The following is a 23,781-nucleotide window of genomic DNA, read 5'->3' on the forward strand; positions in this document are numbered from 1 at the left end:
GGCGGCGGTTCCCGTCGAGGCTGCACCGAAGGCTGCTCCGGCCGGTGGTGGTCTGGGTATGAAGGGTGGCGCGAAGGCTCCCGGTGGTAAGGGTCTGGCCATGAAGGGCGGACTCAAGGCCCCGGGCGCGAAGGCCGCCGCACCGGCCGCCGCCCCGGCCGCCGCACCGGCCGCCGCACCGGCCGAGGCTGCCCCTGCCGCCGAGGCGACCGCGGCTCCGGCTCCGGCTCCGGTCAAGGGTCTGGCCATGAAGGGCCCGGCCAAGGCCCCCGGCAAGGGTCTGCAGATGAAGGGCGGCCTGAAGACGCCGGGTGCGAAGGCTCCCGCCGCCGAATCCGCCTCCGCCGCAGCCGCTCCCGCCGCAGCCGCTCCCGCCGAGGCCGTTGCCGAGGCTCCGGCGGCTCCGGCTGCCAAGCCGGGCGGGCTCGCGATGAAGGGTGGCCTCAAGGCTCCCGGCGGTAAGGGTCTGCAGATGAAGGGTGCCGCCAAGGCGCCGGGCGCCAAGCCCGCCACCGACGCCGCTGCGGCCGAGACCGTGGCGCAGGCCGCCGCACCGGCCGCGGCTGCCGCACCGGCCACCCAGGCTCCGGCCACCCAGGCTCCGGCCGCGTCGGCTCCGGCCGCCGAGGCCAAGCCGTCCATCGCGCCCAAGGGCCTGGCCATGAAGTCCGGCCTCAAGCGTCCCGGCCCGAAGGCCCCGGGTACCGCCGCTCCGGCCGCCGCTGCGGCTCCGGAAGCGCCTGCGGCTCCGGCGGATTCGGCTCCGGCCGAGGCCGCTCCAGCCCCGGCCAAGGCTCCGGCTCCGGCAGCCGAGCCCGCCGCTCCGGCCGCGACGGAGGGCAATGGCACGCCGGAAGGGAATGGCTCCGTCGCGCCGCCGGCCGCCAAGCCGGGTGGCCTGGGGTTCAAGTCGGGGATGAAGGCGCCGGGCCGGAAGAACTAGGCGCGCTCGAAATGGCAGGCGGCCGAACCTGATCGACGTGGGCGGCGCTACCGAGTGGTAGCGCCGCCCATCGTTTCACCAGGCTCAGGGGAACCGCTTCGCGATGGCCGTCGCGATCTCATCGGGTGCGTGCTCCTGGATGAACTGCTGTGCGCTCGGCAGCTCGACTACCTCGAGGTCGGTGAATGTCGCCCGCATTCGGGGGATGTGGGCCTTCGGGCGGTAGACGAGGTCCCGCATGCCCCAGACCAAGAGGGTCGGCTTGTCGGCGAGTATGGCGGGCACGTCTCGGGAGAGACGCTCCAGTAGCGGCCGGGCGTCACGAATCTGTTTGGCGATCACGCCGAGGCCGGGCCGAGCCGCCGGGGTGGGCTGCACGCCGCGATAGTGGTCGGCCTCGGCCGCGCTGAGCTTGCGCCCCAGCTCGCCGAGTAGGACGCGCTCGACGAGGAAGTTCCGCTCGAGCACTTGCCGCTGCATCAGGGGGGTGCGGATGAGCATGCTGAAGACCCGATTCGCCCGCGCTTCGGGTGGCCAGAACGTGGTGTTGCCCAGCACGATTCCGCGCAGCCGATCCGCGCGCGTGGTGACCGCCCCGAGGCCGATGGGTCCGCCCCAGTCGTGTCCCATCAGGATGAAGTCGTCGAGTCGCAGGTGATCGATCAGCTCGCCGAGGACCGAGATGTGCTCGGCGACCGTGTAACCGAATCCCTGCGGACGTTCGGACAATCCGAACCCCAGGTAGTCGACGACGATACAGCGATACCGGTCGCGCAGCTCCCGCACGATGTGGCGGTAGAGGAAACTCCACGTCGGAACGCCATGGCAGAACAGGATTGCCGGCCCGGACCCCTCGTCGATGTAGTGCACCCGGCCGGCGGACGAGTCGAACCAGCGGGAGTCGAAGGGGTACAGATTCCGGTCGGGAACGAAGTCGATCAGCATTGAAACCCTCTCTGCGATACGAGACGACGTCTGATATACCTCGCCCACGCGGAATCACGGGAATTGCCAACGGTTTTCGACCGCGCATGGGGGTGTGCAACTGATGAAAGCAGCGGTTGAACACCCTTGGGCGACAACGGATTTCGTGTATGCTCACACCGGTGGAATCGCAATACACCGTATAAGCATTGACGAGTTGCGTTCTGAGTGCCGATCGTGGGGCAAGGGTTTCGGTTTCAGGAGCTGGGGGCCCGGGGCGGGCAATATCCAACTGCGCATGACGAGTGAGCTGTGATCGTGGCTGAAACTATGTCGATACCGACACTTGACGAATTTCTGGACAAGTCGGCAGAAGAGAGACTCGATTGGGTACATTCGTCCGAGGGATACACGACAGGAATTCTGGGGCGGATCGAGCTGTTCCTTTCGTTCGCCCGCCCGCGTACATGCCTACCCGGAATGCTGGCGTTCTGCCTTTCCTGCAAGCTCCTCGGTCTGACGGTTGACCTCGATGTGCTGATCGGTTTCGTGATCACCTTCCTGTACAGCGCGGTCGCGAATCTGTTCAACGGCTATTCCGATGTCGCGGAAGACAATGAGAACCTGCCGGCCCGCCTGTACCTGCTCGGTCTCTACGGCCGGCGGCGGCTGCTGCTGAGTTCCTATGCCGTGTCCGCGATCATGCTGGGGTTGGCGACGCTGGTGAGCCCCGTCTTCGTCGTGATGACGGCGATCTGTGTTCTCATCGCACACCAGTACTCCCTGCCGCCGTTTCGGGTGAAGGCGCGGCCGGTGCTGTCGATCTGCCTCTTCGCCCTGGATGTCGCCTTCCCGTTCCTGATGGCTCCCGCCGTCGCGCAGCACGGACCGGCGGTTCTCGGGAATTGGCCCTTCATCAGCATGGCCGCATATTTGTTCGTGTGGTTCGCGGCCAAGGGGCTGGTGAAGAATCTGCCCGACTATTACGGCGACAGGGCTGCCGGTCTGACGACCTCGGCGACCATCAGCCGAACACGATTGCAGGCCGCGATCGTGGCCTCGGCCGGGACGATCATCGTCTACCTGGGTCCGGTATTCCTGGTGGCCGCCGGTCAGTTCGGGGAGAAGTATCTGCTGGCCCTCGTATGGTTCCCGGTCGTATGCGTTCAGTGCGCGCGGATGATCCGTCGTGACGACAGCCAGTCGGCGAACAACATGCTTCGTTTCGACATGGTGGTATCGACGGGGTATTTGTCGACCTGGATCCTGCTGATGGATCCCTCCGTTTCATCGATCAGCATCGTGGCCGGGTCGCTGGTCGTCATTTTCCTCATGGATGCGCTGAAGCTCGATACCCGCAGAAAGAAGGATGTCGCCTGATGGATGCGGTGGAAAGGTTGATGAAGGCGCGTCCGGGTGTCGTGTGGAACGAGTATCGCTCGGGTGAGGAGAACAACTATTCGGTAGTCGCGCTGGACCTTTCGAACAATGCGTTGCCTTTTGCTCCATTGCCGAGCGTCCGCAAGGCGATCGAGGCAGAGGTGGACCGCGCCGCGGACTACCCTTCCGCGTCGTATGGCTCGCTGCGGGGAGCCATCGCCGAGTTCGTGGGCTGCGCCGCCGATCAGGTCATCGTCGGGCCGGGCAGCGTAGGCGTGCTCGGATACGTGCTGCGACGGGTTGCCGGGGATGGTGGCCGGGTCGTCTTCGCGGTTCCGGCCTTCGACGCGTACGAGCGAGTCGTCGTGGACTCCGGCGGCACGCCGGTGCCGGTGCCGGGCACGGAAAGACGCTGGCAGCCACTGGATTCCATGGTGGCGGCGGCCGGATCGGACGCGGCCGCGATCCTGATCTGTTCGCCGCACAACCCGACGGGTGAGCGGGTGCGTCTCGACGAGATCGAGATGGTGCTCCGGACGGCTCCGCGGCACACGGTCGTCGTGGTGGACGAGGCCTATATCGATTTCGATCGAACCGTCGATCCTGCCGCGATCTTCCGCCTGACTCGCCTGTATTCGAATCTTGTTGTCATGCGGACCTTCTCGAAGGCCTACGGGCTGGCGGGGCTCCGCGTGGGATACGCCGTCGGCAATAGAGATCTGATCGGTGCCTGTCGAACGGCCGCATTGCCCTTCGGTGTGAACCGGATGGCGGTGGCCGCGGCGATCGCCTCGCTGGAGGTGAGCAACGAGCTTGCCGCCCAGGTCGATTCGGTCGTGCAGTGCCGGTCGTTGTTCACCGAATCGGTTCGCGAGCACGGACTCGCGGTCCCCGAATCGGGCGGCAACTTTCTCTGGATGCCCATGCCGCACACGGCATCTCTTGTCGATTGCTTCGCCCGCTCGGGGATCGCCGTCCGTGAATATCCGGACCTCGGCGTCCGGATCACCGTGCCCGCACTCGAGCACCTAGCCGACATTGTCGATGTACTCGCGGAGGGATACCGCGGAATGGAGGCAAGCCCATGCCACAGATGAATCCGCACCTGGGGGCCGATCTGATGGGCCGTCCCCGGTTCGCCGATGCGCTGGTGGATCGATTGGTCCGCAACGATGTGCGCTACATCTTCGGGATGCCCGCGGAATCGGTGAATTGCCTCGTCGACGCGGTCGGGCGGCGGGTAGAGATCGGGCTCATCGCGGTTCGCCATGAAAGCGCGGCCTCCTGGATGGCCGTCGGTTACGCGCGCGGCTCGGGCACCGTGGGTGTGTGCTTCGGTACGGCCGGCCCCGGCGCCACGCATTTGTTGCCCGGCGTTTATGACGGGCTCTACGACCGGGTGCCGGTGCTGGCGATATCCGGACAGGTTCCGCTGGCCGGTGTCGGGACGAAGTCGTTCCAGGAGATCGAATCCTCGCGGCTGTTCCGGGACGGTACGTGGCGCTCGTCTGACATCATGTCGGCCGACCAGATCGGCGTCTTCGACCAGATCATGCTCGCGATACGGCTCGAGCAGACGTCGGCTCATGTCGCGGTCCCGTCGGATCTGCTGAACGCACCGGTCGATGAGAGGGAACAGGCGAGCCCGTATCGGCTGGATCGCCGCAGTGCCACGAGGGTCGACAAGAAACGCATCGACGACCTTGCCGACCACCTGTGCGCGAACCCGACGGCAATCGTATTGGGTTCCGGCAGCAAGGAATCGGTCGATCGCGCGCGCCTGCTCGCACACGCGCTGGCGGCTCCACTGGTGGCCCTGCCCGAGTCGGGAATCCCGGAGGCGCTGGTAACCCCGGTCGACGACCGTGAAGCATCCGCGGCCGACGGCAGCGTGCTGCTGATCGGGCGGCGAACCGTCGGAGTGGAGCGGTACTTTCCCGCGGCGAATATCCTGATCGAAATCACCGATCTCGCCACGTCCGGGTTCGACGCCGGATGCCGGCGGGTTGGAATCGCCGGTGATATTCCGGCGATTCTGGAGTCCCTGACCTCCGCGGTGTCGAGCCGCAAAGACGTTCCGGCACAAGCATCATCGGAGCAGCCCTCCGGCACACCGGGCGACGCCGAGCTGCCCGGCGGGTGGGCGGTGCTCACACGGCGACTGGCGGGTGCGTCGGTGGCCGTCGACCCAGGACCGATCCAGCGGTTGTCGCGCAGATTCCTGAGCGAGCACGCGAATGTCCACAGTGCGTGGAATCTGGAGGGCGAGGGGTCGGCGCTGCCGATGTCGATCGGTCTCGCGCTGGCGGCCGGTGATCGATGCTATGCGCTGACCGACCTCGCGTCCCTGGACCAGTACATCGCGGAGCTGTCCACCGCCGCACGCTACGCGGTTCCCGTCACCGTCGTGTGCGCAGCGGAATCCGGTGCGACGATCCGAGATCTGGCTCGGGCCTTCGGAATCCCGGTGTTCTGGGCCGGAAACCCGAGTGAGCTGAATTCGAGGCTGGAAGAGGCCGGCCGCGAGCACGGTCCGGTCGTGATCCTGACCTCCGCGCTGGGAATGGAACCGGCGCTGTCCGGCGGGAGGGTCGACGCCGATGCCGTCCGGTTCGCGAGCGATCTGCTCGGTGCGATAGCGGGTCGCGGCGTCGACTCGGTGTATCTCTCGCGAAGCAGTTGTGCGCGGCTCGGTTCGGCGAGTGAATCGACCGACCTCGACGTGCATGTCGTCGCCGATACGCAGGCGGCCGCCATGCGGGCGACCGCGACCTTCAAGGCCGAGGGGACCACGGCGTGTGCCCTGGTGACCTCGCCCGCGGAACTGCTCGCGCAGCTGAACGGGCTTTACGACGCTTCGTTCGACAGCGCGTCGGTGCTGCTGGTCTCCTTCGAAATCGACCGCTGGTTCCTGGATCCGGTGGACGTGCTGGGGGAGATATCGGCGATATCGGTGGTTCTGGACGGCACCGCCAAGGATTCGACTCGCCTTCGAGACGCGTTGCAGACCGTGGCCGCCGGGGGTAAGGGCGTGACGCACATTCACGTCGCCAGCTCCGCGATAGCGGCGGGCAACAGTGCGGCGCTCGTGGAAAGTTCGAACGCGCAAGGGATTCCGACGTCGTTGATCGGGCTTCCCGGCAGCACGATGGCCGCCCGCGACGAGATCGCGCGGGCCGCGGAACTGCTCGAAGCGGCCGAGAATGTCTCGATCGTTGTGGGCCGTGGCGCAGCCGGCGCACGGCGTGAACTGCTCGAGTTGGCGTCACGCACGGGAGCTCCGCTCTACTGCACCATGGGTGCCTTGGCCGCGGATGTTCTAGGCGAACACTGCGACGGCCTGGTGGGGACATCCGGCCATGACGAAGCGATGCAGAACATCCGGCAGAGCCGACTTGTCGTTTTGGTGGGCGTGTCCTGGCGCGGCTCCGCATTCGAGCTCGTCGGAAACGGTCCGGTGGTGTCGATCAATGCCGATCCACTGACTTTTCTTCGTCTCCCACCCGAATCGATCGGCCTGCTCGGAGACGCACGGGAGCTGCTGGAGGCGCTGATCGGATCGTCGAATGATCCTGTCGCCGTGCGCGATATCGCCCGGCCCGGCGCATCGCGGCGAAATGGACCGCGGGAGAGTGCGCGGGAACTGCGCGCGGCCGCGGCCGCGCAGATCATCGATCATGAGCTCGCGCAAGCCGATAGAGCATCCACCCTGAGCGTGGATGTCGGTATCAACACGCTCTGGGCCTACCGCTACGTACGGTCCGCGTCCAGATATCTGTGGACCGCATCCTTCGCCACCATGGGATTCGCGGTGCCGGCCGCGGTGGACGTCGCCGCACGCAGACCGAAGGAAATCTCGGTGGCGATCGTGGGAGATGGCGGGATCGGCATCACGCTGGCCGAGCTCCGCAATGCCGCGAAGGTCGAATCGACAACGGTGATCGTCGTTTTCAACAACAGCGCGCTGGCCGCCATCAAGTTCGAGAGCTGGATCATGGGATGGCCGGATACCTCATCGGAATTCGCGCCAGTGGATTTCGCGAGCTTCGCGCGGCATTGCGGGCTGCCCGCGGTGACGGCGCGGACATCCGAGGAATTCGGGAATGCCTTCCGATCCGCGCTTCGCGCCGAGGGCCCGATGCTCATCGACGCGCGCATCCCCGCGGTGGAGGCTCCCGCGCTGGCGGGACGCATTCATGTCCGCCAGGTCGTGGGACTGGTGTCGGGCTGGCTGCGCGACGGTAAGGCCGCGAGATCCGGCGCGTGGTCGATGGTGAAGGCGGTGGGCGCCGACGCGGCTGTCCAGCTGATTCGCCGGGTAGCGCGAAGCGAATGAACTGTCAGGCAATCAGAAACTGTCAGGCAATCAGAGAGGAGGGACGCGAATGGTCGGGACACGTCCGGCTACGCCGCAGGCGATGTTCACGGAAATAGCCCCGCGCTACGACCTGGTCAATTCGATTCTCACATTGGGTGGCGACAAGCGGCTCCGGCGCGAGGCGGTTCGCCTGCTCCGGCTCGAGGCCGGTTCGAGGGTGCTCGATGTCGCCGCGGGGACGGCCGAGATCGCGTCCGCGCTGGCCGCCGAATATCGCTTTCCGATGTCCTACTGCGCCGTCGATCTCAATGAGCAGATGCTTGCGGTGGCGGAGCGCAAGCTGGCGCGGCTGGGGCAGGAGTGGCCGCGGAGCGAGTGGGCCCTGGTGCACGGAAGCGCGGAGGCGCTGACCTTCGAGTCGTCGACTTTCGACGCCGTCGTCATGTGTTTCGCGCTCGATGACATGGACGACCCGTCGGCCGCGCTGGCGGAGACGGTACGGGTGCTCCGCGACGGCGGACGCTTTCTGCTCATCGAACTCGCCCTGCCGGACAGCGAGTTGCTGCGCACGGTGCTGAAGTACCGCCTGTTGCTGATTCGCCGGATCGCGGGACTTCTCGGTTCGGCGCCCGTCGCCCACATGACCAGGGAGGTGGAGATGGACCGCGGCGCGGAATACACCATAGCCCGCTGCGAAAAGGCCGGCCTCACATTGGATTCCCGAGCGCGGTACCACGGCGGCATGGTTCGCGCCTATGTGTTCCGCAAGTAGAGATGGAAAAGGTTGTTCATGTCCAGCAAATGCCCGCACGTCGAGGCGCCGAAGGTGCATTCTGAAACCAGCATAATCAGCCGCCGTTTCTCGAATGAGCACCTGCCCGGGCCGCCGGGACACCGTTTCATGGGTTCATACCCCGAGTTCGCGAAGGACCGCAACAAGTTCCTACGGGACACTGTCCGGCAGTACGGAGATGTCAGCCGAATCAGGTTCCCGCTGCGGGACTTGGTCGTCCTGGGTAACCCGCAGGACGCACACGCGGCCATGGGTGATACCTCCGGCGACTACAGCAAGTTCGGTAACTATCATCCCGTCATTGCGAAGCGGCAGAACGGGTTGTCGTTCATCGAGGGAGAGCTCTTCCGGGAAAGGCGTCGGATCGTCAGTCCGCTGGTCACTCGGGACGGTCTGAAGAGCACGTTCAATGCCAATGTCGAAGCCTATCTCGACGGCCTCGATGCGAACATCGCCGTGGCGACCGACGCCGAGGGGGTCACCGATCTGCAGGAGGCGATTTTTCAGACCCTCTTGCGAGGAGTGCTGAAGCAGACGTTCACCGAGCCCTTCACTCCCCATGAGATCGATGAGTTGCACAACGGCCTCTCGACCTTCACCAAGTTCCTCGGATCGACGCTGAAGATCGCTGATCCGCCGAATCTGGTGCGCCCGTGGGGTCCGTACAAGATCCGGCCCTGGGCGGTGTACACCGCGGCGAAGATCGTCAAGAATCGCGTTGTCGAGCGGCAGAACTCGCCGGCTCTGGGAACCTACGGCGATGTCCTGGACGGCATGCTCGCGGGGTACGAGAAGCTGAAGACCCCCATGACCTTCTGGGACCTCTGTTTCGATGTGGCGACCATGACCAGCGCGTCGTATGGCACTACCGCCGGCGCGATCACCCAAACGGTCGTTCGTACCGTCCTCGACGCCGAAGCGACGGATCGCCTCGTGGAAGAGAGTGGCACTGTCGATCTTTCACAACCGTCCATCGAGTCGGTGCGCAGCCTGCATTGGGTGAAATCCTGCTTCGAGGAATCGATGCGAATGCAAGGGCTTCCGCTCCTGCTCCGATTCACCTCGACCGGCGCGAACTTCCAAGGGTTCGACATCGCGCCCAATACGATGCTGGGCGTTCCGATCTCGACGATCCACCGCGACCCGCGCTGGTGGACCGATCCCGACACGTTCGATCCGAATCGGTTCTACGACAAGAGCAAACGCGTCGATCAGCCTCGGGTGTTGCACTATCTGGCGTGGGGTGCGGGCCCGCACCGATGCACCGGCGCCCAATTGGGGTACCTGATCGCGCCGTACCTCGTGGCCTTGATCTTCAGCCGCTACAAGATCGAAGTGCCGCCACAGTGGTCACTTCGCGAGGATCCCGGCCTGGCGCCGGTGATCAAGGGCGGCTTCCGAGTTCGACTGACTCGACGATAACTGCTTCGGCCGAAGAGAACCTGAGGGAGTGGGTATGAAATTCGCAGAACGATACGATATCGCGGCACCGATCTACGACCGGACCGCGTGGGTCCTGTCACTCGGTGGAATCGACAAGCTGCACCCGGCCCTGGTCGCCGGACTGGACCTGTCCGGCAAGACGGTGGCCGATCTCGGATGCGGTACCGGACTTGCCTTCCCGGCTCTGATCGACGCGATCGGCCCGTCGGGCCGGGTGATCGGGTTGGACAACAACGCGGCCATTCTCGCCAAGGCGGAGAAGCGGGTGGCGGCGAACGGGTGGAACAATGTGAAGCTCGTGGTCGACGACATCGCGACGACACCGCTGCTTCGAGACGTCGACGTGGTCTTCAGTTGCATTGCGATGAGCTGCGTTCCGGACCCCTCGCGGAAACTGGAAGAGCTCCTCGCGAACCTGAAGCCGGGTACCGGTGTGCGCATCATCGATGCCCTGCCGCGAACCTCCGGATTCGGGTACCCCGCCATCAATGGGTACAACTTCCTGAAGTCGTTCATCGTCGGATCGCACTACAAGAAGCTCGAGCCGTTCGAGCGGGTATTCCGTGAACAGCTGAGCGACGTGGTCGTCGACAGCGTGCACGGCGGCATGTACACGCGGCTGACCGGCGTAAAGGGCGCATAGCGCGAACCCCCGGAAGCGAGTGAGCGCTGTCGTCGACGGTCGGCGCGCTCGCTCGATTCCGCTCACGAAGGTGTCCTTGTTTGCGAAATGAATTGACCCTCGATTGCGGCACGAAGAAGTTCGGCGACAATCTCGTGCTGGACAACGTGAGCATCTCGATCGATCGCGGTGAGTTTCTCGCCGTGCTGGGCCCGAGCGGCAGCGGAAAGTCCACGCTGCTGCGGATATTGGCGGGCTTGGAGAATCTGACCGCGGGAACGGTGAGCTGGAGCGCGGACGGCGCTCGCCCGCGCACCGGGGTGGTGTTCCAGCAGTCCCTGCTACTGCCTTGGCTCACGGTCATCGAGAACATCTCGGTGGCACGGCGATTCGCCGCTCACCGGCACGAATTCGACCATCGATATCCGGAAACCCTGTTGCGGCGTTTCGGTTTGGACGGCCTCGCGGACCGATATCCGAGCGAGCTGTCGGGCGGCCAGGCGCAGCGCGTGGCCGTGCTGCGGGCGGTCGCGACCCGGCCACGGCTGCTCCTGCTCGATGAGCCGTTCAGTGCCCTGGACCCGGCGACCCGAATCGACCTGCGGCAGTGGCTGGCCGAACTCGTCGCCGAACTCGCGGCGACGGTCGTGCTCATCACGCATGACGTCGACGAAGCGATCGCGCTGTCGGATCGGATCGTGCTGCTCGACCGGGGCAGCGTGCGCCGTGAATGGCGGGACGTCCGAACCGGCGATACGCCGGCGCTGCGCGACGACATCCTCCACCAGTACCACCCGGACGAGGTGGCGGTTCTTTGACGGATATTTCGAGACGGTACCTGCTGGCGGGCGCGACGGGGCTCACCGTCGCCGCCGGGCTCTTCGGCTCGGCGGACCTCGTCCACAGCGCGGCCACCATCGGGCGACGGCGGGAGAGCGCGCTTCGCATCGGTTACCTGCCGATCACCGATGCGGCGCCGCTGCTGATCGCGCATTCGGCGGGCCTCTATTCCTCCGGGGTGAGCAGCGGTAAGCCGGTGATGTTCCGAAGTTGGGCCGGGCTGGCGGAGGCGTTCGTCTCTCGTGAGATCGATGTCGCGCATCTGTTGATGCCGATGGCGCTGCAGCTCCAGCGCGTTCTGGGTGCGGGGGTGCGAGTCCTGGGCTGGAATCACACCAATGGCTCGGCACTCACTGTCGCCCCGGACATCACGGATCTGGAGCAGCTGGCGGGAACCCAGGTCGCCATCCCGTTCTGGTGGTCGATCCACAACATCGTCCTCCAGCAACTGCTGCGAGCGCACGACATCACTCCGGTGGTGCGGCGCAGTGCGTCGCGATCCCAGCGCACTGTCGAACTCGTCGTCATGAGCCCGTCGGATATGGTTCCCGCCCTGGCGAATCGCTCCATCGCCGGGTACGTGGTGGCGGACCCGTTCAATGCCATCGCGCAGCTCGAGGGGATCGGGCGGATCCATACCTTTCTGGGCGACGTGTGGCGTGAACATGCCTGCTGCGTACTGGTCACCAGGGACGACGTGATCGCGGAGCGCCCGTCCGCGGTGCAGGTGGTCACGGATGCGGTGGTTGCCGCCCAAGTGCGAATCACCGCGGACCGCAATGGATCCGCCGGAGCGCTGACGTCCGGTAGTTACCTGCCCCAGCCACTGCCCGCGGTTCGGACGGCGCTGACCTATCCCGCGCCGCCCTATCACCTGCGACACCCCGATTGGTCACCGCAACTGGTGGGATTCCAGCCGTACCCCTATCCCAGCTTCACCCGGAAGCTGGTCGAGGCAATGCACGACACCGTGGTCGACGGCGACCGCGGCTTTCTGGACGACCTGGATCCGAGCACGGCGCACGCGGGGCTGGTCGACGACACCTTCGTGCTGAATTCGATTGCCGCACACGGAGGGACACAGGCCTTGGGGCTGCCCGCCGACCTCGTCAGAGCTGAACAGGTGCAACTGCTGTGACTTCTACCTTCGTTCGATCCGCCCCGACCGCCCGCACCGCGTCCCGGTCGGCCGTCGCCAAGGCGTGGCCCGCGGCCGCGGCCATCATCCTCACCGTTCTGCTCTGGTGGCTGGCGACTTCGATACTGGCGCCGCAGCATTCGCTGCTGCGCCAGACCGCCCCGCAGCGGGTGCTACCGGCGATCGTCGATCTGTATCAGCGCGGCGTGCTGGTATCGGATGCGGCGATCAGCCTGTGGCGCTTGGTCATCGGCCTGGCCATCGCAATGGTGATCGGAGTCCCGGCGGGTCTGCTGATCGGCCTGAGCATGCGGATCGAGCGGGCGGCCACGCCCATCGTGCAGTTCTTGCGCATGATCTCGCCGCTGTCCTGGACGCCGATCGCCATCGCGCTGTTCGGAATCGGCAATCAGCCGGTCTATTTCCTGGTCGCGGCCGCAGCCGTGTGGCCCATCCTGCTCAACACCGTCTCCGGGGTGCACGCCATCGACCGCGGCTTTCTGGACGTGGCGCGGTCGTTTCACGCGACGCGGGTGGAACAGCTGCGGGTCGTGATCATTCCGGCCGTGCGTGATCATGTCCGGACCGGTCTGCGCCTGGGTCTGGGTACCGCCTGGATCGTGCTGGTACCCGCGGAGATGCTCGGGGTCCGGTCGGGTCTGGGCTATCAGATCCTCAATGCCCGAGATCAGTTGGCCTACAACCAGGTTGTGGCCATCATCCTCGTCATCGGCGTGCTCGGATCCGCGGTGGATTTCGTGGCGAGCCGCCTTCCCGGGCGGACCTTCACCAATCGCGCGGTCGCGTGAGACCGGCGCGGTCGCAGGAAACCGACAAGTAAGGGGTGAGCTTCATGTCCGAAGAACGGGCGGCATCCGATCGTCGCTGGTGGGCACTGCTGGTGCTGTCGATCGCGCAATTGCTCGTCGTCCTGGACGCGACGATCGTGACGATCTCGCTGCCCTACGCGCAGGCCGATCTCGGCATCCGCGATGCCGACAAGCAATGGGTGTTCACGGCCTACACGCTCATGTTCGGTGGCCTGTTGCTGCTGGGCGGCCGCCTGGCCGACTATGTCGGACGGCGGCGGATCTTCCTCATCGGCCTGGTCGGGTTCGCGATGGCCTCGGCGCTGGCCGGGGCGGCGGTGAGCCCGGGCATGCTGTTCGCCGGCCGGGCGCTGCAGGGCATGTTCGCGGCACTGCTGGCGCCCTCGGCGCTGTCGCTGGTGTCGGTGACGTTCACCGCGGCGCAGGAGCGGGCTCGCGCCTTCGCCGTCTTCGGGGGCGTGTCCGGAGCGGGGTTCGCGGTCGGGCTCATCGGCGGCGGAGCGTTGACGGAGTACGCGTCCTGGCGCTGGTGCCTGCTGGTGAACATTCCGATCGCGGCCGCCACCGCGGCGGCGGCCCTGCTGGTCGTCGTGCGGGACGTGCCGGTCCGCCGGGCGGGCGGCTACGACCTGCCCGGTGTGGTTCTCGTGACCGCGGGACTGGCGAGCGTCGTGTACGGGTTCAATCGTGCGGCGCAGACGGGATGGGGCGCGGCCGGCACCGTCGCGCTGCTGGTGACCGGTGTCTGCCTGCTGCTGGCCTTCGTTGCCATCGAGGCGCGGGTCGCCAATCCGCTGCTGCCCCTGCGTATTCCGGGCGAGATGAATCGGGGCGGCTCGTACCTGGTCGCGCTGCTGGTTCCGGTCGCGATGTACGCGGTCTTCCTGTTCCTCAGCTACTACTTCCAGCAGACGCTCGGGTATTCGCCGTTGCAGGCCGGAATCGCCTTCCTGCCCTTTCCTTTCGGCATCGTCGTTTCCGCGGGTATAGCCAGCAAGTTGTTGCCCCAGGTCGGGCCGCGCGTGCTGATGCTGGCCGGTGCGCAACTCGGGGCGGGTGGCCTGATCTATCTGGCGCAGTTGCGGGCCGGGTACCCCTACTGGGCGGCCGTGCTGCCGGCCGAGATCGTGATAGCGCTCGGCATGGCGCAGATCTTCGTGGCCATGCAGGCCACCGCGCTGTACGCGATCGACGATCGCGACGCCGGTGTGGCCAGCGGCCTGCTGAACGCCGTGCAGCAGATCGGCGCCTCGATCGGAACCGCGCTGCTCACCACGATCGCGGTGCAGGTCTCGACGCGATACGCGCGCAATCACCCGCCCACCCCGGATCTGCCGGCGCGCGCCGCGATTCACAGTTACGATGTCGGGTTCTACTGGGGCGCAGGCTTTTTCGTGCTGGCAGCGATCGTGGTCGCGATCACGATCCGGGTCCGGAAGCTGGACCCGGTGACCGATCCGGACCGGGCGGCGACAATACCGGCCTAGGCGGGTCGGTCCGCGCGGCTAGCTGGGCGGGCGGAGGGCGGCGAATTCGTCGGTGACGCGGATCCCGGAGTCGGTGAAGCGGTAGACGGCGGCCGGCCGCCCGCCCGTGCGGCCGGGGGAGGAGGTCGCGCCGGTGGGGGTGATCACCTTGCGGCGGGTCAGCACTCGTTGGAGGTTGGTGGTATCCACGTCGTAGCCCAGTGCGGCGCAATAGATTTCACGCAGGGTGGACATGGTGAAGGTGGCGGGGGCCAGGCCGAAGGCGATATTGGTGTAGGACAGCTTGGCGGCCAAGCGGTTTCGCGCGTGGCGGACGACCGTGCCGTGGTCGAAGGACATGTCCGGCAGATCCGAGACCGGGTGCCACTTGGTGTCGTGGGGAAGCACCGGTTCGGCGGTCAACGGCACCAGACCCAGATAGGCCGAGGCGATTCGGCGGTCGCCGGGCACCCGGTCGGGGTCGCTGAAGACCCACACCTGCTCGAGGTGGGTCAGCTCGCGGACATCGACCTTCTCGGCGAGCTGGCGGGCCGCGGACGTATCGAGATCCTCGTCGTCGCGCAGGCGGCCGCCGGGCAGTGACCAGGTGCCCTTGGCGGGGTCCAGGGCGCGTTCCCACAACAGCACCGCGAGTTCGGTGCGCTGACCCGGCGGGCAGCGGTCGGAGATGGCAATCCCACCCACGCTAGTGCTCTCACCTGCACGGATGGTGTCAGGGAAGCGACGAACCTGGAACACCGCGGTGAGTGTTTCGTGGATGGTGCTACGATGGGCCACGTTTTCGATTCTAAGTCGAAAACCGGTTGGATGCGAATCGGCGAGGTTGCCGGGCGCATGAGAGAAGGAGCCATGCCATGGCTGCAGCAGTGGGCGCGACGATGACGCTGACCGAGCGCATCACGGACGGCCCGTCGGGATACTCCGGTGTGGAGGCCACCCCCGAATGGGCGGCGGAGATCAAGCGGCTGGCGCGTGAGCGCAATGCCACCATCCTGGCGCACAACTACCAGCTGCCCGAGATCCAGGACATCGCCGACCACGTGGGCGACTCCCTGGCCCTGTCCCGGATCGCCGCGGAGGCGCCGGAGGACACCATCGTCTTCTGCGGTGTGCACTTCATGGCCGAGACCGCCAAGATCCTCAGCCCCGAGAAGACCGTGCTCATCCCGGACCAGCGCGCGGGTTGCTCGCTGGCCGACTCCATCACCGCCGAGGAACTGCGCGACTGGAAGGCCGAGCACCCGGGCGCGCTGGTGGTCTCGTACGTGAACACCACCGCCGCGGTGAAGGCGCTGACCGACATCTGCTGCACCTCCTCCAATGCCGTCGACGTGGTCGCCTCCATCGACCCGGACCGCGAGGTGCTGTTCCTGCCGGACCAGTTCCTGGGCGCGCACGTCAAGCGCGTCACCGGCCGCGAGAACATGCACATCTGGATGGGCGAGTGCCACGTGCACGCCGGCATCAACGGCGACGAGCTCAACGAGCAGGCCCGCACCCACCCGGACGCCGAGCTGTTCGTGCACCCCGAATGCGGTTGCGCCACTTCGGCTCTCTATCTGGCGGGCGCGGGCGAGTTCCCGGCCGACCGGGTGCACATCCTCTCGACCGGAGGCATGATCGACGCCGCGAAGGCGGCCAAGTCGAACCAGGTCCTGGTCGCCACCGAGGTCGGCATGCTGCACCAGCTGCGGAAAGCCGCCCCCGGCATCGACTTCCAGCCCGTCAACGACCGGGCCTCCTGCCAGTACATGAAGATGATCACCCCCGCCGCCCTGCTCCGCTGCCTGGTGGAGAACCGCGACGAGGTCCACGTCGATGCCGAAACCGCTGCCCTGGCCCGCAATTCGGTGCAGCGCATGATCGAGATCGGCAACCCCGGCGGCGGCGAGTAGCCACGTCGTCCCCCGTCAGGGGAGGGATGAGCAATGGTGAATACATCGATTTCCATCACCTGGGAAGCCGAGGCGGATCTCGTCGTCGTGGGTGGCGGGGTGGCCGGCCTGACCGCCGCGCGGACCGCGTCCCTACGCGGGCTGCGGGTGCTGACGCTCAGCAAGGGCGGGCCCACCGACACCTCCACGCAGTACGCACAGGGCGGGATCGCGGTCGTTGCACCGCACGGGGATTCGGTGGAATCGCACGTGCAGGACACCGTGGTCGCCGGGGCCGGACTGTGTGACGCCGACGCGGTGCGGTCCATCGTCGAGGGCGGGCAGCACGCGGTGGCCGCGCTGACCGATCTGGGCGCGGTGTTCGATCTCGGGCGCGATGGTCAGGTGTCGCGGACACGCGAGGGTGGCCACAGCACCCGCCGCATCATTCACGCGGGCGGTGACGCCACCGGTGCCGAGGTGCAGCGGGCGCTGAACACGGCCGGACTGCCGGTGCTGTTCGGGGCCGTCGTGCTCGACATCGTGACCGGGCCCGAGGGCGTGCGCGGTGTCATCGTGGTGTCGGGCCAGGGCTTCGGCATCGTGCACGCGCCCGCCGTGCTGCTCGCCACCGGCGGGCTGGGCCAGCTGTACGCGTGCAGCACCAATCCCGCCGGGGCCACCGCCGACGGCATCGCGCTGGCGCTGCGGGCCGGGGCGCTGGTGGCGGACCTGGAATTCCTGCAGTTCCACCCCACCGTGCTGTTCACGCCCGGCGGCCTGGGCCGCCGCCCGCTGATCAGCGAGGCGGTGCGCGGCGAGGGCGCGATTCTCGTGGATTCCGAAGGCAATTCGGTGACCGCGGGCGTGCACCCGCGCGGCGATCTGGCCCCGCGCGACGTGGTCTCCCGCGCCATCGCGGCCCGCATGCACGAGCTCGGCACCGACCACGTGTACCTCGACGGCCGCTCGATCGAGGGCTTCCCGCAACGCTTCCCGACCATCACCGCCTCGTGCCTGGCCGCGGGCATCGACCCCACCACGGATCTGATCCCGGTCGCGCCGGCCGCGCACTACCAGTGCGGTGGCATCCTCACCGACACCGCCGGCCGCACCACGGTGCCCGGTCTGTACGCCGCCGGTGAGGTGGCCCGCACCGGCCTGCACGGCGCGAATCGCCTGGCCTCCAACAGCCTGCTCGAGGGCCTGGTGGTCGGCGAGCGCGCGGGCGTGGCGGCCGCCGAACGCCGGGGCGCGGCCCGCCCGATCGCCGAGGTCGGCCCGCTACGCTTCCCCCGTGCGGATCGAAAGTTGCTGCAGGAGCTGATGACCGAGCACGCCTCGGTCGTTCGCGACGGTGACGGCCTGCGCGCCGCCGTCCTGCGCATGGTCGGCCTGGTCGCCGACAATGCCGCGCCCGGCATCACCGTCGAATGGGCGCTGAGCGGGAACGGCGCAGCTGTCGGCCGGGCCGACGATGCCGTGGACGCGTCCAGCGATGGCGCAGTCGCGCACTCCGATTCGGCGGCGGCGATCATTCGCGAGCTGGAGGACTCCGCGCTCACGCTGACCGCGCGGGCGCTGCTGGTCGCGGCGGCGGCGCGCACCGAGAGCCGCGGCTGCCATACGCGGTCGGATTACCCGGAGCCGCGGGAGGAACTGCGGCGCAGCATCGCGGTGCGGCTCGGGTCCGACGGGCGGCCGAAGCTCGTTGCCGACGGCATCGAGCCGGGGCAGGCGTGGGGCCGGGCCGCCGTGCCCGTCGCCTCGTGACGGGCCCGGCCGTCATGCCGGGGCTCGCCGTCTCGCACGGCTTCGCGGTCCGGAACGACATTGCGGTCCGGAACCGCATCGCCCGGGGCGCAGGACACGTCATCGAAGAAGGAGTGCAGCAATGACCCTCGACGCCGGACTGGACCGCGACGCGGTGGTCGCGCTCATCCGCACCGCCCTCGACGAGGATCTGCGGTACGGGCCCGATATCACCACGCTGGCCACGGTGCCCGCGGACGCGGTCGCCAAGGCGGACATGGCTTCTCGCCAGCCGGGCACGGTGGCCGGCCTGGATGTCGGCCTGCTCGTGCTCGACGAGGTGCTGGGCGCGGGCAATTACGAGGTCACCGGCCGCGTCGCGGACGGTACCCGGGTGCAGCCCGGTGACGTCGTGCTCAGCCTGGCCGCACCCACCCGCGGGCTGCTCACCGCCGAGCGCACGCTGCTGAACCTGGTGTGCCACTTGTCCGGAATCGCCACCGCCACCTCCCAGTGGGTGGACGCGGTGGCGGGCACCGGTTGCCGCATCCGCGACAGCCGCAAGACCCTCCCCGGCCTGCGGGCCCTGCAGAAGTACGCGGTGCGGGTCGGCGGCGGCGTCAATCACCGCATGGGGCTGGGCGATGCCGCGCTCATCAAGGACAACCACGTGGTGGCCGCGGGCTCGGTGGTTGCCGCGCTGCGCGCTGTGCGGGAACTGAACCCGGACATCGAGTGCGAGGTCGAGGTGGACAGCCTCGACCAGCTCGACGCCGTCCTCGCCGAGGACGTGGAACTGGTTCTGCTGGACAACTTCCCGCTGTGGGCCACCCAGGCGGCCGTACAGCGCCGCAACACCCGGTCGCCGCGCACCAAACTCGAGTCCTCGGGCGGACTTTCGCTGGACATGGCGGCCGACTACGCCCGCACCGGCGTCGACTACCTGGCCGTCGGCGCGCTCACCCACTCGGTCCGAGTACTGGACCTCGGACTCGATATGTGAGACAGCCCTTTCCGTCGATTCACCCCCGGTGTGCCACTCCGCCGGGGGTGAATCGTCTGGTCAGCGCCGGTACACGGGCGGATCGACGAGCCAGCCGATGCCGCCGCAGCCGGTGCACAGGATCGCTGACCCGCTGTCGGAATAGCCTGCGGCCCCGGTGCCTTCGCACCAGCCGCAGTACCGCCAGCCCCGATTGGGGTGGACGGTGTCGAGCAGAATATTGAGGAACCCTTGGATCGCCATGCAGAGTGAATCCCCTCGCTAGGCAGCAAACGCTCCAAGAATGCGGGACGGCTCCGGGCAATGTCCAGCAAAAGCCAGAGGGCTTTACAGACCGAATTCGTGCGGGTCCAGACGCAAAACCTGACAAGCCTCGCGAATCACCGTGAGCGCGTGTGCGCCGAGTTCGCCGTCGGTTTGCCCGACGACCAGCCCGATCCGCACCACCGCGGCCGCCTGCTCGGGAAAATCGGTGGCCTTGGAAATCTGCGCCATCACGTAGGCGTGCCCGAAGGCGGGGTCCATGATGAGCCGGGCGCAGTTGTCCTCGAACAGATTTCGCAGGTCCTCGGGGGAACGCAGGCGCAGGACCTCGTGCGCGCCGACCATTTGCGCGACCCGCATGCGCGCCGCGGGATCGATGCGCCCGTCGGTCGCCGACAGTACCGCGCACATACCCAGCGCCGCATCCCGGAAGGCGTCGCCCCACAGGTCGTTTCGCGGCGGCGCGGGTGCGGGCCGCCCCTCGGCGGAGTTACCGTGCGGCGCGCCGGCCGAATCGATGTGCGGTGCAGCCGGGGAGACCAGCCGATTCGTCAACGCCATGACACACTCCGAAAACTCGCCGAACCCCTGGATCTCCCCGTATCCCGGCCCGGATCGTGCGAATAACAATGCCGACAGTAACAGCCTGCCGCCCGGTAGGCCCGCAGAATTTCTCCGAATACTCGTGGGCAGCAACCTCACAGTAGTGTCCGGGCCGGGCCACAACCGTCGAATACCCTGCCGTGCAATGGGATCGACATTCGATCGCAAACTCGCAGCCGATCTGCGGCCCGGATCGCGGACCGGCGCGGCGGTATTCGACGGAGTGCCGGCGCGGGCTCAGGCGGTGAGCTCGCGTTCGAGCGGCGTTCGGAATCGGGGAATCGGGCGGACATCGCCGTACCACGCCCCCATGCGTTCGGCTTCCGCGGCGATGGCGCGCTCGGCGTCGGAGCCCGCGTCCTCCAGCAGCCGCCAGACGATCTCGCCGTCCGGACGCTGCGCCCAGCCGCCGATGATGCGGCCGTCCCACCACACCGTCGGGCCGACATTGCCATTGCGGTCGAAGAGCGCGGGCTGGTGCGGGCCGAGGTACCAGTCCCGGGACTGCCAGCCCATCGGCGTGGGGTCGAGGGCGGGCAGCAGCGCGGCCCAGGGTTCCGGGGCGGGCGTCGATTCCAGATCGTCGGCGAGAACCAGGCCGGTCTCGCCACCCAGGTCGACCTCGGCGGTATCCACCGGCGCGAGCGCCTTGCGGACCTCGCCCAGCGTCCACCCGGTCCACCACTTGAGATCGCTCACCGGTGCGGGACCGAAGGCGCGCAACCACTTCCGGACCAGATCCGCCCGCGCCTCGTCCACCGGCACCGCCGGAATCCCCTCCGGCAGCCAGGATTCGATGGGCGCCCACGTGTACTGACTGCTGGCCCAGCTCCCATTGGGCCGCCCGCGCACGATCCGGCCCTCGCAACCCAGCGTCACCAGCACCCAGGTGGTGATATTGGTCGGCTTGGAATACGGCTTGCCCGGCGCGGTGTCGACCTGGGTCCGCAGGCGCGGCACCTCCTTGCTCAACTGCGCCCCGGTCGCGCTGCCCCGCGCCAGCAGCGCCGCATGCGTCTCCGCCTCGACCTCGTTCAGCCAAGCGCTGACATTGCCCGTCACCGCCCCGGACTGTTCGATGTACCGCCCGTAGGTCTTGCGCTGCTTGTGCGCCAAGGCATCCGCCACCGACGCCTGCAGCACCGGCACCAGGTCGACCGGCGCGACGAACATGGTGCGCCGCATGGCCAGCATGCGCAGCAGCGTCCGATCGTCGTAGAGCGCCTGTTCCACGTGCCCGGGTTCGATCCCCACTCCGCGCGCCGCGACGGACAGGTACACGGTGGCCGGATCGGTGGCGTGCAGCACCACCATCGACCGCACGATCTGCTCGACCGCGTCGCCGCGCACCCCGGCGGCCAGCCGGTGCCGCACCCCCAGCCGAGCCCGCCGCTCCGCGGCATCCATCGAACGCATGGTCGAATCCTAGCCTCCGCCATCCGAATCCGCGGGCACCCCGCGCCCGGGAAATCGCCCGGCGTGGGTACCCGGCCGGGCCCCGCGCACATGCGACGATGCCGGGCGTGGGTGTCCGTTGGCGAGGGATGCGGGTGGTCGGTGCGGTCGCGGGCGTGTTCGCGGCGACGGTGGTTGCGGCCCCGATGGTTTCGAGCGAGCCGCCCGGCGACGTGTCGATGCGGCCGGTGACGCTCACGGTGGACGGTGAGACCGCCACCGGCCGGGTCTACGAACCCGACGGCGGCGCCCGCGGACTCATCGTGGCGGTGCACGGCCACGCCGGCAGCGCGAGCGACTTCCCCGACTACCTGGCCTCGATCGTCCGGCAGACCGGCGCGGCCCTGGTCACCATGGATCAGCGCTCCGACGCCGGCACCTGGCGGACCGGGGAGTGGAACGTCTGGGCGGGCTGGCGCGACACCGTCGCGGCCACCCAGTGGTACCGCGGCGAGCACCCCGGCATCGGTCCCACGGTGCTCTGGGGCTGGAGTCAGGGCGGTGTGACCAGCGGGCTGGCCGCCGCCTATGCCCCGTCCGGCACCTACGACTACTGGGTCGACACCTTCGGTCACGCCGACGACGTCACCGCCTGGCTCGAATCCGGCCTGGCCGGACCACAATTGCGGGCCGAGATCGAACGTGACGCGGGCGGCTGCACCCCGGCGGCCTGCCTGCAGTCCTACCTCGACCGGTCGCCGGCGCTCATGACCAACCGCATGGACGTCAAGCGCGCGGTCCTGCTGCACGGCACCGCCGACCCCCTGGTGCCCTACACCCAGTCGCTCGAAATGCGCGCCTCACTGACCCTCTCCGGCCACCCGGTCTCCATGTACACCGTGGTCAGCGGCCGTGATCTGGAGGGCCGCGTGGTGCCCGGCGACCACGGCATCAATCCGGTGTTCTTCGAATCCGGTTGTGCGGTCCAGCGATTGCTGCTCGGCAGTGAGCCGCTGGGCGGCGACCACGACTACCTCGTCGATGTCGCGGCCGGCGTGAACACCGCCCCGCCCGCGCCTCCGAACGCCAAATGCGCGGCCTGAGCGCGGCCGTTCGGTGCTGACCACGATCCACCCGATCCCGTCCCCGGACAGTAGGCTCGCAGTCGATATCGGCGCGGTGAGACGGGATGAGGCGCAATGAAAGTCGTGGTGGCTGGTGCGACGGGAGCGATCGGGCGGCCACTGGTCACGGCGCTGCGGCAGGCCGGGCATCAGGTGTACGCGCTCACCCGCGGCGGTCGCGGCGCCGAGGTCGCGCGCTCGCTCGGGGCCACCCCGCTGGTCGCCAATGTCATGGACCGCTCGGACCTGATGCGCGCCACCGAACGACTGACCGCCGACGCGGTCATCCACCAGCTCACCTCCTACCGGTACTCGCCGCCGACCCACTATCACGCGCCGGGTCTGTTGCGCACCAACGCGTTACGCGAGATCGGCAGCAAGCATCTGGTGGAGCTGGCCCAGCGCACCGGGGCGCGGCGCTATCTCACCCAGTCGCTGATCGTCGGATACGGTCTGCGCGACCACGGCTCGCGGCTGGTGACCGAGCAGGACCCGTTCGGCCGCATCCAGGGCGATGTCACCGACGGCATCATCGGCGCACTGCACGAGGCCGAATCGAGCGCCTGGCGCGCACCCGGCATCGACGGAATCGCCCTGCGCTACGGCCTGTTCTACGGTCCCGGCGCGTCGGAGAGCTTCGTGCGGGCGCTGCGGCTGGGCATGCTCCCGCTGCCGAGCACTGGGACCGGATACGTCGGCTTCGTCCACCTCGCCGACGCCGCCGCCGCGACCGTCGCGGCCCTCGAACGCGGCGGCGCCGGCCAGGCGTACAACATCGTCGACGACGAGCCGATCACCTGGGACACCATGTTCGACGCCATGGCCGAGACCGTCGGCGCGCGGCCGCCGCGCCGGCTCCCGGCCCGCCTGGTGCGCATGGCCTCACCGCTGGCGGCCGCCCAGATGCTGGACTTCTCCATCCGCGTCTCGAACGCCAAGGCGCGCGCCGACCTGGGCTGGAAGCCGATGTACCCCACCTATCGCGAGGGCCTGCCCACCCTGGCCGACTCCGTGCGCTGATCCGGCACCCGCTGCCGCCGGAACACTT

At 67.9% G+C, this 23,781-nt stretch carries 20 protein-coding genes and 1 pseudogene; 16 read left to right on the top strand and 5 right to left on the bottom strand.

What is annotated here, in order from left to right; all coding sequences use genetic code 11:
• Positions 1-943: pseudogene (locus ACWEKS_RS18000) on the top strand (Fe-S oxidoreductase); the annotation flags it as partial.
• Between the two features lie 84 nt (positions 944-1,027).
• Here the strand turns inward: ACWEKS_RS18000 and ACWEKS_RS18005 are convergent.
• Positions 1,028-1,888 carry a haloalkane dehalogenase gene (locus tag ACWEKS_RS18005; protein ID WP_452341129.1) on the bottom strand — a complete coding sequence of 287 codons (861 nt, stop codon included), beginning with the start codon at positions 1,886-1,888 and terminating at the stop codon, positions 1,028-1,030.
• 291 nt (positions 1,889-2,179) lie between these two features.
• Here ACWEKS_RS18005 and ACWEKS_RS18010 point away from each other — a divergent pair, with 291 nt between their 5' ends.
• From ACWEKS_RS18010 to ACWEKS_RS18055, 10 genes are all read left to right on the top strand, one after another.
• Entirely contained in the window at positions 2,180-3,247 is a 1,068-nt protein-coding gene (locus tag ACWEKS_RS18010) for a UbiA family prenyltransferase (RefSeq protein WP_452341130.1), read from the top strand.
• Positions 3,247-4,344: an aminotransferase class I/II-fold pyridoxal phosphate-dependent enzyme gene (locus tag ACWEKS_RS18015; RefSeq protein ID WP_452341131.1), complete on the top strand. Its 1,098-nt coding sequence runs from the start codon at positions 3,247-3,249 to the stop codon at positions 4,342-4,344. The genes ACWEKS_RS18010 and ACWEKS_RS18015 overlap by 1 nt, the downstream gene beginning before the upstream one ends.
• On the top strand, positions 4,332-7,583 hold the full coding sequence (locus tag ACWEKS_RS18020) for a thiamine pyrophosphate-binding protein (protein WP_452341132.1): 3,252 nt from the start codon (positions 4,332-4,334) through the stop codon (positions 7,581-7,583). Before ACWEKS_RS18015 ends, ACWEKS_RS18020 begins: the two co-directional genes overlap by 13 nt.
• Positions 7,584-7,632: 49 nt before the next feature.
• On the top strand, positions 7,633-8,337 hold the full coding sequence (locus ACWEKS_RS18025; RefSeq protein ID WP_452341133.1) for a class I SAM-dependent methyltransferase: 705 nt from the start codon (positions 7,633-7,635) through the stop codon (positions 8,335-8,337).
• Between the two features lie 18 nt (positions 8,338-8,355).
• Positions 8,356-9,780: a cytochrome P450 gene (locus ACWEKS_RS18030; RefSeq protein ID WP_452341220.1), complete on the top strand. Its 1,425-nt coding sequence runs from the start codon at positions 8,356-8,358 to the stop codon at positions 9,778-9,780.
• A 34-nt stretch (positions 9,781-9,814) separates the two neighbouring features.
• Positions 9,815-10,444: a class I SAM-dependent methyltransferase gene (locus ACWEKS_RS18035; RefSeq protein ID WP_452341134.1), complete on the top strand. Its 630-nt coding sequence runs from the start codon at positions 9,815-9,817 to the stop codon at positions 10,442-10,444.
• Positions 10,445-10,578: 134 nt separating this feature from the next.
• Positions 10,579-11,241: an ABC transporter ATP-binding protein gene (locus ACWEKS_RS18040; RefSeq protein ID WP_452341221.1), complete on the top strand. Its 663-nt coding sequence runs from the start codon at positions 10,579-10,581 to the stop codon at positions 11,239-11,241.
• The gene (locus tag ACWEKS_RS18045) at positions 11,238-12,401 is read left to right on the top strand and encodes an ABC transporter substrate-binding protein (protein WP_452341135.1); all 1,164 of its coding nucleotides are present in this window, start codon (positions 11,238-11,240) and stop codon (positions 12,399-12,401) included. The genes ACWEKS_RS18040 and ACWEKS_RS18045 overlap by 4 nt, the downstream gene beginning before the upstream one ends.
• Positions 12,398-13,210 carry an ABC transporter permease gene (locus tag ACWEKS_RS18050; protein WP_452341136.1) on the top strand — a complete coding sequence of 271 codons (813 nt, stop codon included), beginning with the start codon at positions 12,398-12,400 and terminating at the stop codon, positions 13,208-13,210. The genes ACWEKS_RS18045 and ACWEKS_RS18050 overlap by 4 nt, the downstream gene beginning before the upstream one ends.
• Before the next feature lie 44 nt (positions 13,211-13,254).
• A complete protein-coding gene (locus ACWEKS_RS18055; RefSeq protein WP_452341137.1) occupies positions 13,255-14,718 on the top strand; it encodes an MFS transporter in 1,464 nt (487 codons plus the stop codon).
• Between the two features lie 18 nt (positions 14,719-14,736).
• On the opposite strand, the gene ACWEKS_RS18060 is transcribed toward ACWEKS_RS18055, so the two are convergent.
• The gene (locus ACWEKS_RS18060; protein ID WP_452341138.1) at positions 14,737-15,495 is read right to left on the bottom strand and encodes an NUDIX hydrolase; all 759 of its coding nucleotides are present in this window, start codon (positions 15,493-15,495) and stop codon (positions 14,737-14,739) included.
• A gap of 77 nt (positions 15,496-15,572) precedes the next feature.
• Here ACWEKS_RS18060 and nadA point away from each other — a divergent pair, with 77 nt between their 5' ends.
• The 3 genes from nadA (at position 15,573) to nadC (ending at position 19,347) form a co-directional block, all read left to right on the top strand.
• Positions 15,573-16,613 (top strand): quinolinate synthase NadA, encoded by a 1,041-nt coding sequence (nadA, locus tag ACWEKS_RS18065; protein WP_354845966.1) that lies wholly within the window; start codon positions 15,573-15,575, stop codon positions 16,611-16,613.
• A gap of 33 nt (positions 16,614-16,646) precedes the next feature.
• A complete protein-coding gene (locus ACWEKS_RS18070; RefSeq protein ID WP_452341139.1) occupies positions 16,647-18,365 on the top strand; it encodes an L-aspartate oxidase in 1,719 nt (572 codons plus the stop codon).
• A 121-nt stretch (positions 18,366-18,486) separates the two neighbouring features.
• A complete protein-coding gene (nadC, locus tag ACWEKS_RS18075; RefSeq protein WP_452341140.1) occupies positions 18,487-19,347 on the top strand; it encodes a carboxylating nicotinate-nucleotide diphosphorylase in 861 nt (286 codons plus the stop codon).
• 60 nt (positions 19,348-19,407) lie between these two features.
• Here nadC and ACWEKS_RS18080 read toward each other — a convergent pair whose 3' ends face one another.
• From ACWEKS_RS18080 to ACWEKS_RS18090, 3 genes are all read right to left on the bottom strand, one after another.
• Positions 19,408-19,590 carry a hypothetical protein gene (locus ACWEKS_RS18080; RefSeq protein ID WP_364626387.1) on the bottom strand — a complete coding sequence of 61 codons (183 nt, stop codon included), beginning with the start codon at positions 19,588-19,590 and terminating at the stop codon, positions 19,408-19,410.
• A gap of 84 nt (positions 19,591-19,674) precedes the next feature.
• Complete coding sequence (locus tag ACWEKS_RS18085; protein ID WP_452341141.1) at positions 19,675-20,172, bottom strand: tellurite resistance TerB family protein; 498 nt, start codon at positions 20,170-20,172, stop codon at positions 19,675-19,677.
• 279 nt (positions 20,173-20,451) lie between these two features.
• A complete protein-coding gene (locus ACWEKS_RS18090) occupies positions 20,452-21,630 on the bottom strand; it encodes a winged helix DNA-binding domain-containing protein (protein WP_452341142.1) in 1,179 nt (392 codons plus the stop codon).
• 107 nt (positions 21,631-21,737) lie between these two features.
• Between ACWEKS_RS18090 and ACWEKS_RS18095 the strand changes: the two genes are divergently transcribed.
• Positions 21,738-22,712 carry an alpha/beta hydrolase family protein gene (locus tag ACWEKS_RS18095; protein WP_452341143.1) on the top strand — a complete coding sequence of 325 codons (975 nt, stop codon included), beginning with the start codon at positions 21,738-21,740 and terminating at the stop codon, positions 22,710-22,712.
• Positions 22,713-22,808: 96 nt separating this feature from the next.
• Positions 22,809-23,753, top strand: a complete 945-nt coding sequence (locus tag ACWEKS_RS18100) for an NAD-dependent epimerase/dehydratase family protein (RefSeq protein ID WP_452341144.1) — start codon at positions 22,809-22,811, stop codon at positions 23,751-23,753.
• Positions 23,754-23,781 lie beyond the last annotated feature (28 nt).

The sequence above is a fragment of the Nocardia sp. NPDC004711 genome, assembly GCF_053601595.1.